Raw genomic sequence first — 13,629 nt, 5'->3', positions numbered from 1 at the left:
GGTTCCCTACCTGCCCGGCGCGGCGCCCCGGGCGGAGCTGCCCAGTGTCCGGTCGACGGGGGCATCGGACAAGGAAGCGTCCGACAAAACCTGGATAAGAAACGTGACACACGTTACCAATACATCAGCGATGCCTTCTGTACTGTAATTCTACATGTCACATAACGTACCGAATATTACTAAATCTGCCCCAGGACCGGCCAAGCTGTGCAATTATTTCGAACCCGGCCGCCTTCCGAGTGACAACTATCGAGACAAGGCGTATTAATTTTTCGGGTTCCGCTGTCGTAGTAGTAAGGACGAAGCATGCCGCAAGGAGCCGGGGAACGCTATGCTTGAGCCGCTTTCCCCGCCCGCGAGCACTCAAAGAACCGTAGGAATACAAGGAAAACGAGGCGCGTTGCCTCCGAAGTGTGGCGTTTTTTTGCGAAACTAATGCATAATTTAAAAAATGTTACAGCCCTTGGGTTCCATTCCGAACCGCAACGCCGGGGGCTTATGGATAGGGGGCTCCGTGCGTGAGAGTTACCTGCTCGCACTGTGCCTGGTGCTGGCGGTCGCGCTTGTGGCGCTATGCCTGATCTTCATGCGCAGGGAGCGCGCGTTTCGTCGCCGCCTGACGCGCGATGCGTTGACGGGCGTCCTCAGCCAGCAGGAATTGCACCGGCGCGCGCGCGCCTGGCTCGACGGCGCCGGCGAGCGTTCGCGCAGGGGCGCCTTCTTCCTGGTCGCCTTCGAACAGTACGCCGAGATCAGCGCCATGTTGCGCGCCGGGGAAGACCAGGCCTTGCTGGTGCAGGTGGCCGGCCGGCTCAGCCTGATCGCGCGGACCCTGGGCGGCATGGTGGCGCGCACGGGCGCGGACGCATTCACGCTCTGTGTGCCCGAAGTGAACGAGGAAGGGGCGGCGCAGGTATCGGCCAAGCTCCTGGAAGACCTGAGCGCGCCCTACGAACTGGGCGGCCGTCCGCTGATCGCCGTTTTCCGCGTCGGCGCGGCCTTGTATCCCGAACACGGGCGCAGCGTGGAAGAATTGCAGCGCTGCGTGCAGGTGGCCCTGGTGCCGCTGAAGGACCGCGGCGGCCCCGGCTGGAGCCTGTTCGATTTCCGCATGCTCGCGCGCCAGCGCGACCGGCAAGGCCTGGAAAACGACTTGCGCCTGGCATTGACCACGCCGGACATGGAGCAGTTCGAACTGTATTACCAGCCGGTCTGCGACAGCGGCACGGGCGTGGTCCAGGGATGCGAGGCGCTGTTGCGCTGGCATCACCCGGTGCTGGGCAGCGTGTCGCCCGCCGTGACCATCGAGCTGGCCGAGCGCAGCGGCCTGATCGTGCAACTGGGCGCCTGGATACTGGAACGGGCATGCACCCAGGCGGCGCAGTGGCCCGCGGCCTGGCGCGTGCACGTGAACCTCTCGGTCAAGCAAATGGACGAGGACGGCCTGGTCGAACTGGTGTCGAACGTGCTGGCCGGGGCCCATCTGGCGCCGCGCAAGCTGGTGCTGGAGATCACGGAGTCCATCTTCATCCTGCACTATGAGCAGCACGTGAAGATACTGAATGCGCTGCGGGCCAAGGGCATCGGCGTGGCGCTGGACGACTTCGGCTGCGGCTATTCCAGCCTGAACCACCTGCGCTCGCTGCCCATCGACTGGGTAAAGATCGACCGCAGCTTCATTTCCGCGCTGGAATCGGACGCCGGCAGCCGCGAGGTCGTGTCCGCGCTGTTCGGCCTGTGCCAGGCCATGCATCTGCCCGTGGTGGCCGAAGGCGTCGAAACCGAGGGCCAGCGCGAGATCCTCAAGTCCCTGGGATGCCGGGTCATGCAGGGATTCCTGCTCGGACGTCCCGCGCCGGCGTCGGAAATCCAGGCTTTGGCTTCGGCGGTGTCATAATCGGGGTTGCTTGCAAACCCGACCCGTTGACTCCCTATGCCCGGCAATACCCTAGGTACTCTCTTTACCGTCACCAATTTCGGCGAATCCCACGGACCCGCCATCGGCTGTGTCGTGGACGGTTGTCCTCCCGGGCTGGCCCTGGACGCGTCCGACATCCAGCTAGAGCTGGACCGCCGCCGTCCCGGCACCTCGCGCCACGTCACGCAGCGCCAGGAAGCCGACCAGGTCGAGATCCTGTCGGGCGTGTACGAGGGGATGACGACGGGCACGCCGATCGGCCTGCTGATCCGCAATACCGACGCGCGCAGCAAGGATTACTCCAACATCGCCGACACCTTCCGGCCGGGCCATGCCGACTACGCGTACTGGCGCAAGTTCGGCGTGCGCGATCCGCGCGGCGGCGGGCGTTCGTCGGCGCGCCTGACCGCGCCCACCGTGGCCGCGGGCGCCATCGCCAAGAAATGGCTGGCCGAGCAATATGGCGTCAAGGTCCGCGGCTACATGAGCCAGCTCGGACCGGTCGCCATTCCCTTCGTGTCCTGGGACGAAGTCCCCAATAACCCGTTCTACGCGCCCAACGCCGAGGTCGTCCCGGAACTCGAAGCCTATATGGACCAGTTGCGCCGCGACGGGGACTCCGTCGGCGCCCGCATCGAGGTCGTGGCGGAGAACCTGCCCGCGGGTTGGGGCGAGCCGATCTACGACCGCCTCGACGCCGACATCGCGCACGTGATGATGGGCCTGAACGCGGTCAAGGGCGTATCGATCGGCGCGGGCTTCGACAGCATCGTCCAGCGCGGTTCGGAACACGGCGACGAGATCTCGCCCGACGGCTTCCTGACCAACCATGCGGGCGGGGTGCTGGGCGGCATTTCCACCGGCCAGCCCGTCACCGTGTCGCTGGCCATCAAGCCCACGTCCAGCATCCGGGTCGAGCGCCGCTCGGTGAACCGAGCCAACGAGCCCGTCATGGTGCAGACGCTGGGCCGCCACGATCCTTGCGTCGGCATCCGGGCAACGCCCATCGCCGAGGCGATGCTCGCGCTCGTGCTGATCGACCATGCCTTGCGCCATCGCGCGCAATGCGGCGATCCGGTCTGATACGCTGGCGTTCTTCGAATACCTGGAGGCCGACATGATCCGGAAACGTTATCCGTTGCGCAGCGCGGGCGCGGCGCTCGCGCTGGCCGCCCTGGCCGGCTGCACCGGCATGAACACCACGCAGTCCGGCGCGATCGGCGTCAATCGTACGCAATACATGTCCAGCATGGTGCCGTCGCAGGCGCTGGAACAGGAAGCGAACCAGCAGTACGCCGACATCCTCAAGCAGGCGCAGGCCAAGGGCCAACTGGACCGCGACGCCCAGCAACTGGCGCGCGTGCGCGCCATTTCGCAGCGGCTGATCGCGCAGGCGCCCGTGTTCCGGCCGGATGCCTCTAGCTGGAAATGGGAAGTGCACGTGCTGTCCAGCGACGAGATCAACGCCTGGTGCATGCCGGGAGGCAAGATCGCCGTCTACACGGGCCTGATCTCCAAGATCAAGCCCACCGACGATGAACTGGCGGCGGTGCTGGGCCACGAGATTTCCCACGCGCTGCGCGAACACGCGCGCGAGCGGGTATCGCAGCAGATGGCCACGAACCTGGGGCTGTCCGTGCTGTCGATCGCCACGGGGTCCAGCGCGGCGTCCGATCTGGGCGGGCAGCTCACCAGCGTGATGTTCACGCTGCCCAACAGCCGCACGCACGAAACCGAGGCCGACCGGATGGGCGTGGAGCTGGCCGCCCGGGCGGGCTACGATCCGCGGGCCGCCGTGACCTTGTGGCAGAAGATGGGCGCCGCCGAACAGGGCAGCGCGCCGCCGGAGATCCTGTCGACCCACCCGTCGGCGGCCTCGCGCATCAGCGATCTCCAGGCCGCGGCGCAGCAAGTGCTGCCCCTTTACGAACAATCCAAGGGCAAGGCCGCTGCCCGCTGAACCCGCGGCGCGCCTACGCCCCGCCCGGGGCGGTCTTGACCCCCGGGCCCCGCATGATGCCGATGCCCAGGTTGGCAAGGATCCGCTGGGTTTCGGCGTCGGGAACGTCCTCGGCGTAGACTGCGATATCCAGGTCCCGCGCGGTTTCCAGCACCGACGCGGTCAGTTGCTGGCTGCCGGGGCTTTGCGACATGCCGCCCACGAAGCCTCCGCCCAGTTTCACGTAGGACAAGGGCAGGGTGTGCAATTGCGCCACCGCTCCGAACTGTTGCGCCAGGCGGCGCACGCCGATGTGCGCGCCGAACTCCGAGGCGACGCGGGCCAGCGTGGCGATCTGATCGTGGCATTCGACCAGGCCGTGGGCGTCGATTTCGAGGTACAGGCGGCGCGCCAGCGGCCGGTGCTCCGTCAGCAGCAGGGCCAGTTGGCGGAAGAACTTCTGGCCCCGCAGCGAGGGCAGGGCGACCCGCACGGCCAGTTCGCCCGGGTTGGACGCCAGCCAGTCCAGCGCCAGGCGCACCGCTTCCAGGTCGCAATCGGCCACCAGGTCCAGGCGCACGGCCGGCGGGATGAACAGCGTCGCCGGGATGGGCTCCTCGTCGTCGGCGGTGCGAAGCATCAGCATGGCCTCGATGCGGACCGTGCTGCCGTCGGTGGCCAGCAGGCGTTCGGTGGCCAGCTCGAAACGACGGTCTTCCAGGGAGGACAGGATGGCGTCCTTCCAGGCGCGTTCGCCGGATTCCGAGGGCGACTGCATGTCGGTCGCGCCCGCGATCACGACCTGGTCGTTGCCGGCGCTCTCCGCCCGCATCAGCCCGAAGTCCAGGCGCGCGAGCACCGGGCCGGCCTGGTTGCCGTGGCCGTAGTCGGTCATGGCTTGCGCCCAGCGGCACAGGTGTCCCTCGCCGACCGGAATACGCGAAGCGTGCAGGTCCGCCCGCAACTGTTCGGCGACCATCATTGCCTGCGGCGCCGCGCAGCCGGGCAGCAGCAGGGCGAAATCCGATCCGTTCAGACGGGCCAGCAGGGGCGCGGCCACATGCATGCGCTTGAGCGTGCCGGCGATGCGTTCGCAGGCCGCGCGCAGCCATTGGTCGATGAATTCCCGGGGCATGTGGCGGTTTAGGTCCGCCAGGTCGCGCTGGCGGAAGACCAGGATGTGGCCGCCGTCGACGGCGCGCCCGGCAATGGCCGGCGGCGCTTCCAGCGCGCGGCGGAATTCGTTGACGAAGTACTTCCGGTTCGGCAGGCCGGTGACCGGATCCTGGTTCAGTTCCAGCTCCAGCGACTCGATCTTGGCGTTCTGTTCTTCGGCGCTGGCGTAGACGCGTTCGCGGGTCTGGTTCAGGGCCTGGACCACGCCGGACAATTCGGGCACGCGCGCCTCGACCTGCCCGGACGGCGACTCCTGGCCGATGCTGCGCACGTGGTCGCTGATTTCGCGGAGCAGGCGGTTCTTGATCCACCCCACCAGCAGAAACGCGAACACCGCCCAAAGAATGCCCGCGCCGATCACCAGCGCGATCATTTTCAGGCTGCTGCGCCACAGGGCTTCCCAGGCATAGGCGTCATTGGCGACCAGCGTGACCTCGCCGATCTGGCGCCAGCCGTCGCTGACCGCATGGGTGGCCGGTTCCGGGTTCAGCGGCGCCAGCGACTGGAACCACGCCGGCACCGACGCCGCGGTGGCCGTGGACCGGCGTTCGATCAGGACCTTGCCTTCCGGATCGGCCAGGCGCACGAGCGAGAAATGCCCGCCGTCGTACAGCGCCGACACCAGCAGTTCCTGGACCACGGGATCATTGTTGGCGGGTTGCGAGAGCGACAGGGCCAGCGATACGGCGGCGTCGGTGCTCTGCACCTGCAATTGGCCGGACAGGTACTCGCGGGCGGCATTCACGCTGAGCGCCAGCGTGCCCAGCAGGATGACGCCGATCGCGAGGGTAACGCTGAGCAGTAGCTGTCGAAGTATGGACATGGTCTTGTTTCCGGAAATCAGGGGCGCACGCCTTCCCGTTCCATGCGTTGAAGTAGATCGCGCCAGCGGCTGAGGCGGTCAACCGGGGCGGCGGGCTTGCCGTCGACATAAACGCCGTCGGCGTTGAAACTGAACACCGGCGTCAGGTCGCGGCGCTGCGTGGCCGGGAGGATGGTGGAGATCAGGCTGTCCAGTACCAGCGGCACGGCGTTCGGGGTCTCGTAGTAGCCCAGCACCATGTGGGCGACCTGGCTGCTGCTGGCGGCGCCGCCGATGCGCGCGCGCACGTAGATGAAGCGCAGCTTGTTGGCCGGGACCCCCAGCGCCAGCAAGGTGAAATATTTGCCGATGACATAGTCTTCGCAGTCGCCCGCGCCTTTGCCCAGCGATTCCAGCGGCGTGGCCCAATAGTCGGCCTGCTTCCAGATCGTGGCGTCCTCGCCCGACAGCAGGGCGCGGTTCCAGAAGTCGTTCGCCAGCGCCAGCGTTTCCTTTTCCTGGGCGGGAGCGGCGCCGCGCATCAGTTGCAGCCAGCTCGACACCGCCTTGGCGCCTTTCGCGCCATAGCGGCTGGCCGACAGGCTTTGCAGCCGGTCGGCATTCACCTCCAGGGCGGAGCTGCCGCCCCAGCCGCAAGCCAGGCATAGCAAAACCAATCGGCACAGCTTCAGCGTGCTTTGGTAACGGCGGGTCGATGGCATGAAACGGATTTTCACATTTTTCCGGACACCTTAGGCGTGCCCTGGGAAAAAATGTGCTGCGCCGCGCGGGGAAGGCCGAGGCGCCGGCCTTTCCCCGCCTACTGCTTAGTGGTGGTCGACGTTGAGCTTCCCCTTTTGCAGCAGGTCGTTGATGATGGCCTGGTTGTTCAGGGCCTGTCCGTGGGCGTCGTGGGTGAGGTCGACGTTTTCAAGCACGATCTTCTGATCCGCGCCCTGGCCGATCTGGCCCTTGGTGTTGATCTCGATCACCGTGTTGCTGCCCTCCTGCTTGAAGTTCAGGTACTGCGTCAGGTTGCTGTCCTTTTCGCCCACGAGCAGATCCTTCAGGTCCAGGACATCGCCGCCGTCGGCCGGCTTGTCCAGCGAGAAGTCCTTGATCCGGTCGACCGCCGGGTTGGACGTCGTGCCCTGGTCATTGAACTCCCAGCGGAAGATGTCGGAACCGTCGCCGCCGATCAGGGTGTCGTTGCCCTTGCCGCCGATCAGCACGTCGTTGCCCTTGCCGCCGTCGAGCGTATCGTTGCCATCGCCCGCCAGCAGGATCTCGGCCTTGTCGGTGCCGACCAGGTGGTCTCCCGCCTGATAGGTCACCGAAACATTGGCGCTATCGCTGTGGCCATCGGCCGTCTGGATCGTGTAGGAGCCATTTGCGACGTTGTCCGTGACGGGATGGGCGTGGGAATAGTCGACGGTCATCGTGAGCAGATAGTCTTCCGCTCCGGTGCCGCCCGAGCTCGATCCGTTGTCGTCCACGTTGACGATGTGGATTTCGTAGCGGTTATCCGCCGTGGCGACGATGGTGTCGCCGCTTTGCAGGACTTTGTAGGCGCCCGTGCTTCCTTCCAGGCGATATTCGACGCGGATCCAGTTGGCCGGCAGGTCATGGTTCAGCGTGAGGATTTCGCCGGCCATCAAGGCGATGGTGATTGTGTCCTGGTCGTTGCCGCGGCTATCGCCGACCTTGCCCAGATAGCCGTCCACCTTGAGCTGCGCCCGATCCTGGCCGATTTGCGCGAAATCGCCGCGGTTGACCGTCAGGAACTTGTTCGCATTGTTGGTGTTGCTGGTGCCATCGAAGTCAAGCTTGGCGACCGAGCGCGCCGAGAAGTCCGCTCCCTTGTCTTTCCAGCCCGTGTTCACGGTCAGCGGCCCCATCGTCAGCGCGCCGGTGCCGCGCACGTCGTTGGCCAGCAGCGATCCCGACTGCACCGCAAGCTGCGTGCTCAAGATGTTGGTGATGATGCTGTCGTTGACCGCGTCCGGCGCCTGGTAGACCGGCGCCGTCACATTCAGGGTGAGGGTGGAGCTCGCCGTGTCGCCGTCGCCATCCTTTACCGTGTACTGGATGGTGTCCGTGCCCGCGCTTTGCGGCTGATAGCGATAGTCGCCCATATTGTCGCCGGCCAGGTCGATGGTGAACTTGCCGTGCGAGGTCGTCACGGTCAGTTCGGACGTGGCCGAATTGAAGGTGTAGTTCGCGCCGGAGGGGGCAGTCACCTTGTTGGTCGCCGCGTCGTAGTTGTACGTCTTGCCCTCGATGACCAACTGCGTGATGCGCGCGCCGTCCAGGTCGGCGCCCAGCGTGCCTCCCGTGGCGATATCGCCGGTGATGGGCGGCGCGATGGTGCCTTCGATCGCCGCATCCAGACCGTTCAGGTTCTTTACCAGGATAGTGTTGCTATCCGCCGGCTGATCCGGGTTGTAGGAAACCGGATCGATATATTTGCCGGTGGCGCTGGTGCCCAGGCCGATGCCGTACGAATTGATCTGGTTATCCGTCAGGAACTTCTCCCACGTCGCCTGCAGGCTGGAGTTGACGGAGCCGTTCTCGGGTTCTCCATCGGTGAAGAAGTACGAGATGTTCTTGACATTGGCGCCTTCCAGCTTGCCCGAGTCAGAGTTGTTCCACGCATTCATTGCGGTATTCAGCGCCGCCTGGTAGTTGGTGCCGCCGCCATAGCTCAGCCCATCGACCAGCGCCTTGGCTTCCGCCAGGGTCATCCAGCCGCTGCCCTTCTGGTTCGCGGAGGAATTGAACTCCACGATCATCACGCGCACGTCGCCGGCCTCGCCATACTGGTCCAGCAGCTTGTTGACCGAGGATTTCAGCACATCCAGGCGCGACAGTTCCTTGTTGCCGTTCTTGACGCCGCTGCCGTAGTTCATGCTGCCCGACGTATCCAGCGTCAGCATGATGTTGGTGCCCTGGGACGACAGCGCCGAGGTCTCGGCGATCGGCTTGAGTTCGGGCGCGGTGTCGGTGATCAGCACGCCCAGGTCGCCCGTGGCCTTGCCGCCGAACTTGTCTTCCACCGTGATCTGGAAGTGGTCCTGGACGTTGGTATCGTCGCCGGTATGTTGCTGCGCGCCGCTGGTCTGGTACGTGTAGGTCACCTTGCCGGTCGCGGCGTCGTAGCCCGTGAGCGTCAGCGTGCCCTTGCTGGTGGTCAGCGTGACCGGGTTGTTCGCCAGATCCGCCAGGCGTTCGAGGGTAAGCGTTGCATCCGCATTGCCCGCGCCGTCGAGGGTGATCGACTTCAGCCCGGCCGCCGCGGTGATCGTGAAGGAACCGCCGTCGACCGCCTGCGCTTCCGATACGCTCAGCACGCCTGGCGCGCCGGCGTTGTTGTCTTCGATGACCAAGGTGGGGCCGGCCGGCTCCACGCCGCCGACCTGGAACTGGCCGGTGGCGTAGTCGCCATCGGCGTCCGTGACGCGGTATGTGAAGTCGATCAGGTCGTTGGCCGTGCCGTTCATGGGCTGGTACTGATAGAACTCCCACTTGCCGGTGGCCGGCGTCAGGCGGATCTCGAACACCAGGTTGCCCGAGGCGTCCAGCCCCTGAATCAGGTTGCCGTTGGAGGCCACGTTGGTCGTGATGGCGCCGCCGTCGCGCGTGGTCAGCCCGCTTTCCACGCCCGTCAGTTGCAGCGTGCCGGGGCCGTCTGCGCCATAGGCGTATTGCAGGGTGCCATCGGCATAGGCGATGGCATGGACGTCCTCGCTGCCCAGGAACGTTATGCCCGTCACCGTGAAGTCGCTGTTGTCGCTGGACGAATTCTTGTGATTGTCGGTGGCCGAGACCACGATCGTGTCGAAGCCGCCTTCCTCGACCCGGAAGTTCGCCGCGTAGTCGCCGCCATTCTGGTCGGACGTGAAGGTGCGTTCGGCGATCAGCACGCCGTCGCGATAGAAGCGGGCGATGCCGCTTTCCACTTCACCCCCATACATCGCCGCGAAATCGATGGTCGCGCCGTAAGCGATCTTCCCGCCGGTAAGGTGGATCGTCAGTTCTTCCGACGCGCCCTGGCCGTTCAATTCACGGTAGTCCACCTCGTTGGCGATGTTGTGGTACGGCGATCCCGTGCTCGCCACGCCCAGGCCGGAAGTGCTCTGGTTGACCTTGGCATCGGTGAGCGTGAGATCGGAGCTGGAGGTGAAGCCCTTGGCCGAGACCTCCACGGCGCCGTTGCCGAATGTGAATTTCCATTGGCTGTCGCTGCTGGAGCTGCCGGCAAAGGATACCGTGCCGGTGTAGACGTCCGGGATGCCGGTGGATTCCACATTGACGGGCGAGTTCTGCTGAACCACGGGCGAATCGTCTTCGATCGTGACGTTCAACGTGGTGGAGACGGGCGGATTGACGCCGTCGGCCACCTTGACGTCCACGGACAGGCCGAGGGTGTCTTCGCGGGTCGTGTCGGGATGATCGACCGGTTCGAGCATCTGGACCGTGTACGCGCCCGTATTGTCGATCTTGATGACGATCGCGTCGGTCGAGCCGGCGCGGCCAGTCAGGGTATGGCCATTGTCTGACAGCGTCCAGACGATGGGCACGCCGTTGGAACTGAGCTCGCCGTTGGCGGGCGCCACCAGCGTGATGGTGTAGGCCGCGTCGCCGTTATCGTCGGTGATGTTCAACTGGCCGTTGGCCTGCGCCGAGTCGGTCGTGTCCGACGTGCCGTTGCTGTCCTTGATGCCGCCGCTCAATCCTTCCTCGGATACCGAGGTGGAGGCGCTTTCAACTACCGGCGGCTTGTTGATGTCGACAATGGCGGCATTGCCGCTGTCCGAGATGCCGGAGGGCAAGGGCGTGCCGCTGGCGGTCTGGCCGGAAAGCGTGGCCGAGAGCGTCATGCTCTCGGTGCCTTCATAGATGCCGTCGGCGATAGTGGGCACCTGGATCACGATGCCGCCGGTGGTGCCGGCCGGGACGGTGATGCTGTACGTGCCGTCGGCGTTGGCCGTGACGGTGGCGGGCACGCCGCCGATGGTGACGGTGGGCACGCCCACGTCGTCGGTCTCGATCTCGCCGCCCAGCTTGAAGGTGAGGGTGGTATCGGCGTCGACGGATTGGCTCAGGGCGACGTTGAAACTCGCCGTATTGCCTTCGATCACGCTGCCTGCGTCGGACACGTCGAGCGTGGGCACGTCCTTGCCGCTGCCCTCCGTATCGACGATGGTGGCGGTGCCGGTGTCGGTGATATTGCCGGGCAGCGCCACGCCACTGTCCGAGCTGCCGGTCAGGGTGGCTTCGAGCGTCAGGTCCTCGCGGCCCTCGAAGACGTCGTCGTCGGTGGTGGGCACGGTCACCACGATGCCGCCGGTGGTGCCGGCCGGGACGGTGATGCTGTAGGTGCCGTCGGCATTGGCGGTGACGGTGGCGGGCACGCCGCCGATGGTGACAGTGGGTACGCCCACGTCATCGTTCTCGATTTCGCCGCCCAGCTTGAAGGTGAGGGTGGTGTCGGCATCGACCGGCTTGGTCAGGGCGACGTTGAAGACCGCTTCGCTGCCTTCGTTGACGTCGCCCGCGTCGGAGACGGTGATAGCCGGCACGTCGGCGCCCGGATTCGGGTTGGACGGATCGGTGCTTTCGGTGTCGACGATGGTGGCGGTGCCGGTGTCGGTAATGTCGTTGGGCAGCGCGACGCCGCTGGCCGAACTGCCGGTCAGGGTGGCTTCGAGCGTCAGGTCCTCGCGGCCCTCGAAGACGTCGTCGTCGGTGGTGGGCACGGTCACGACGATACCGCCGGTGGTGCCGGCCGGGACGGTGATGCTGTAGGTGCCGTCGGAATTGACCGTGACGGTGGCGGGCTGGCCACCGATGGTGACGGTGGGTACGCCCACGTCATCGGGCTCGATCTCGCCGCCCAGCTTGAAGGTGAGCGTGGTGTCGGCATCGACCGGCTTGGTCAGCGCGACATTGAAGACCGCATCGCTGCCTTCGTTGATGTCACCCGCGTCGGAGACGGTGAGAGCCGGCACGTCGGCGCCCGGGTTCGGGTTGGACGGATCGGTGCTTTCGGTGTCGACGATGGTGGCAGTGCCGGTGTCGGTGATGTTGCCGGGCAGCGCCACGCCGCTGTCCGAGCTACCGGTCAGGGTGGCTTCCAGCGTCAGGTCTTCACGGCCCTCGAAGACATCGTCGTCGGTGGTGGGCACGGTCACGACGATGCCGTCGGTGGTGCCGGCCGGGACAGTGATGCTGTACGTGCCGTCGGCGTTGGCCGTGACGGTGGCGGGCTGGCCACCGATGGTGACGGTGGGCACGCCCACGTCATCGGGCTCGATCTCGCCGCCCAGCTTGAAGGTGAGGGTGGTGTCGGCATCGACCGGCTTGGTCAGGGCGACGTTGAAGACGGCGTCGCTGCCTTCATTGACATCGCCAGCGTCGGAGACGGTCAGAGCCGGCACGTCGGCGCCCGGGTTCGGGTTGGACGGATCGGTGCTCTCCGTATCGACGATGGCGGCGGTGCCGGTGTCTGATATGCCCGGCGGCAGTTGGGCGCCGTTGGCGGCCTGGCCGCTGAGGGTCGCTTCCAGGGTCAGGCTCTCGCTGCCTTCGAAAGTGTCGTCGTCGGTAGTGGGCACGGTCACCACAATGCCGCCGGTCACGCCTGCGGGAAGCTGGAAGCTGTATGTGCCGTCCGCATTGGCCGTCACCGTGACGGGCACGCCGCCGATGGTGACGACGGGAACGCCGACGTCGTCGGTCTCGACCTGGCCGCCGATTTTCAGCGTGATGGTGGTTTCGCGATCCAGATCGATCGTATTGCCCAGGCTGATATTGAAAGTCGCGGCGTCGCCTTCGTTGACCGTACCGGCATCGGAGACCGAAATCGTCGGCACATCGAGCACGCCGGTGATGGTGACCGTGACCGTCGCCGTGGAGGCGGCGCCGGAGGGATCGGTAATCGTGTAGGAAATGGTGGAGGTCGCCGTCTCGCCTTCGCCCAGTCCCTTGTATTCGCCATTGGGATTGAAGACGTACGATCCATCGGGATATACGGTGAATACCCCGCCATTCGATCCCGGCACGGTGAGGCCGGCGCCCGTCATCGGCCGGCCGTTCACGGAGACCAGCGTCAGCGCGTCGCCGTCGGGATCGGAGTCGTTCGCGAGCAGATTGCCGCGGATCGCATCGTCCTGGCGGGTGGCGATGGCATCGTTCTGGGCCAAGGGCGGCGTGTTCGCCAGCCCCCCCTGTCCATCCCCATCGTCGTCGCCGCCGGCGCCGGTCGCGGACATGCGGGGCAGGACGTCGTCGCCGCGGGCCGGGTTCGGATAGGCCAGGTCCAGCGGGCTGGTGGTTTCAAGAATGCGGGCCAGGCGCACGAAGCTGCTGCCGCCGGCATCGCCGCCGCCGGCCACGATGGCCGCGGTGGGATCCAATTCATCGAACGGGTCGCGGCCGTCGCGCAGGGCGGCCAGGAGGCGGTCGGAGTCGGTGCCGGTGGGAGGCGCCACCGCGGCTTCGGACGGGTCGGCCAAGGGGCCGCCGATGTCGCCGTTCACCGCCACCTCGCGGCCTTCGCCGATGACGATCGGCATGCCGTCGCCAACCTGAAGCGAGACCGAGGCGCCCGAGGCAGTGACCACGTCGCTGCCCGCGGGAACGCTGCTGCCCTGGTGCAGTTCGGTCAGGGATCCGTCGCTATTGCGTATCCACGCGCGACCGGTGATTTCGTTGACGACTGCGGGTGAGGTGTTGGCCATGTCGGTTCCGTTTCAGGGAGTTATCCAAGATGGCCAAATACTAGATTGCGCC

At 65.9% G+C, this 13,629-nt stretch carries 6 protein-coding genes; 3 read left to right on the top strand and 3 right to left on the bottom strand.

The window, feature by feature from the left end; all coding sequences use genetic code 11:
- The first annotated feature begins 514 nt into the window (after nucleotides 1-514).
- From AVE30378_RS09040 to AVE30378_RS09030, 3 genes are read left to right on the top strand one after another with little or no spacing between them, the layout of a single operon-like run.
- A complete protein-coding gene (locus tag AVE30378_RS09040; protein ID WP_129240519.1) occupies nucleotides 515-1,897 on the top strand; it encodes a putative bifunctional diguanylate cyclase/phosphodiesterase in 1,383 nt (460 codons plus the stop codon).
- Nucleotides 1,898-1,933: 36 nt separating this feature from the next.
- Nucleotides 1,934-3,001 carry a chorismate synthase gene (gene aroC, locus AVE30378_RS09035; RefSeq protein ID WP_129240518.1) on the top strand — a complete coding sequence of 356 codons (1,068 nt, stop codon included), beginning with the start codon at nucleotides 1,934-1,936 and terminating at the stop codon, nucleotides 2,999-3,001.
- Between the two features lie 34 nt (nucleotides 3,002-3,035).
- On the top strand, nucleotides 3,036-3,878 hold the full coding sequence (locus AVE30378_RS09030) for a M48 family metallopeptidase (protein WP_129240638.1): 843 nt from the start codon (nucleotides 3,036-3,038) through the stop codon (nucleotides 3,876-3,878).
- Nucleotides 3,879-3,891: 13 nt separating this feature from the next.
- Here the strand turns inward: AVE30378_RS09030 and AVE30378_RS09025 are convergent, their stop codons facing one another.
- From AVE30378_RS09025 to AVE30378_RS32805, 3 genes are all read right to left on the bottom strand, one after another.
- Nucleotides 3,892-5,856: a bifunctional diguanylate cyclase/phosphodiesterase gene (locus tag AVE30378_RS09025; protein WP_129240517.1), complete on the bottom strand. Its 1,965-nt coding sequence runs from the start codon at nucleotides 5,854-5,856 to the stop codon at nucleotides 3,892-3,894.
- A 17-nt stretch (nucleotides 5,857-5,873) separates the two neighbouring features.
- The gene (locus tag AVE30378_RS09020) at nucleotides 5,874-6,557 is read right to left on the bottom strand and encodes a transglutaminase-like cysteine peptidase (RefSeq protein ID WP_208742366.1); all 684 of its coding nucleotides are present in this window, start codon (nucleotides 6,555-6,557) and stop codon (nucleotides 5,874-5,876) included.
- A gap of 105 nt (nucleotides 6,558-6,662) precedes the next feature.
- Nucleotides 6,663-13,577, bottom strand: coding sequence for a retention module-containing protein (locus AVE30378_RS32805; RefSeq protein WP_129240515.1), 6,915 nt, complete (start codon nucleotides 13,575-13,577; stop codon nucleotides 6,663-6,665).
- Between the last annotated feature and the right edge of the window lie 52 nt (nucleotides 13,578-13,629).

This window comes from Achromobacter veterisilvae (genome assembly GCF_900496975.1).
Classification (GTDB): domain Bacteria; phylum Pseudomonadota; class Gammaproteobacteria; order Burkholderiales; family Burkholderiaceae_B; genus Achromobacter; species Achromobacter veterisilvae.
The sequence above is the reverse complement of the archived record's forward strand: the minus strand, read 5'-3'. Positions and strand labels throughout refer to the sequence as shown.

Excerpts from the sequence above, each read along its gene's own strand:
- aroC (WP_129240518.1), top strand. The coding sequence starts at position 1,934 with ATGCCCGGCAATACCCTAGGTACTCTCTTTACCGTCACCAATTTCGGC.
- AVE30378_RS09030 (WP_129240638.1), top strand. The coding sequence starts at position 3,036 with ATGATCCGGAAACGTTATCCGTTGCGCAGCGCGGGCGCGGCGCTCGCG.
- AVE30378_RS09025 (WP_129240517.1), bottom strand. The coding sequence starts at position 5,856 with ATGTCCATACTTCGACAGCTACTGCTCAGCGTTACCCTCGCGATCGGC.
- AVE30378_RS09020 (WP_208742366.1), bottom strand. The coding sequence starts at position 6,557 with ATGCCATCGACCCGCCGTTACCAAAGCACGCTGAAGCTGTGCCGATTG.
- AVE30378_RS32805 (WP_129240515.1), bottom strand. The coding sequence starts at position 13,577 with ATGGCCAACACCTCACCCGCAGTCGTCAACGAAATCACCGGTCGCGCG.